1 protein-coding gene and 1 pseudogene are annotated in these 883 nt (G+C 63.6%); one reads left to right on the forward strand and one right to left on the reverse strand.

The annotated features are described in order from the left end of the window. Positions 1-413: pseudogene (locus tag JP75_RS24920) on the reverse strand (hypothetical protein); the annotation flags it as partial. A gap of 130 nt (positions 414-543) precedes the next feature. Here JP75_RS24920 and JP75_RS24925 point away from each other — a divergent pair. Next, a partial coding sequence (locus JP75_RS24925; RefSeq protein WP_035088066.1) for an IclR family transcriptional regulator occupies positions 544-883 on the forward strand: 340 nt, incomplete at its 3' end.

The following is an 883-nucleotide window of genomic DNA, read 5'->3' on the forward strand; positions in this document are numbered from 1 at the left end:
TTGGTGAACAGATAGGCGGCGGCCTCCACGTCCTGCCGCCATTTGCCACCCCAGAGCGCGTAAAGTGGCAGTTTGGCCTGCTTACCCAACGCGTCCCACATGGCCATTTCCAGCGCAGCGATCGCCATTACGGCGGCGCGCTTGTGATGGTAGAAGCCGGCGCCCAGGACGTGGCGGTGCAGGCGCTCCACATCGGACACCTGATAGCCGATGGCCAGCGGCGCGACGATGTCGGCAAAGACCGCCGGCACGTTGGCGATGAGCGAAATGGTCTCGCCCCAGCCGATGATTCCGGCATCGGTCTCGATACGGCAAACCAGCCTCGTGGTGCCGATGCGCCGCCCCGAACCCCACAAGATGTCCTCGGTAAACGGCATTCTGACCAGCCAATGGTCAACTTTGGTGATGCGCACTTTTCCTCCTGCACGAGACCGTTCGCGCCTGGCGTGTTGACATGGAACTTAGTTCCAAGATATGCGATTGGCAACACGGCCAACGAGCCCTGGGTCGATCAGCCGGGCAATACCGGCGGCGGGAGAGAGTATGAGCAAGCCCCAGTCGAGCACGATCGTGCCGGACAAGGAGGTCGAGGTGGAGAGCCCTTCGACCCCCGGCGTGCAGGCTTTGACGCGCGGCATCCAGATTCTCGACATCGTGGCGTCAACGCCGGCCGGACTGCGCTTTACCGAATTGCTCGATCAGACCGGCATGCCCAAGGGCACGCTGCATCGGCTGCTGCAGGCACTGGTCGAAGAGCGGCTGCTGGGGTTCGACCCGCGTAACCAGACCTATCGGCTGGCCACGCGCCTCTTCCAATGGGCGCATAAGGTCTGGGACGATTTCGACCTGCGCGGCGCGGCCGAGCCGGAACTGGAGCGCCTGC

Origin of the sequence: Devosia riboflavina (assembly GCF_000743575.1) — a bacterium.
Taxonomy (GTDB): domain Bacteria; phylum Pseudomonadota; class Alphaproteobacteria; order Rhizobiales; family Devosiaceae; genus Devosia; species Devosia riboflavina.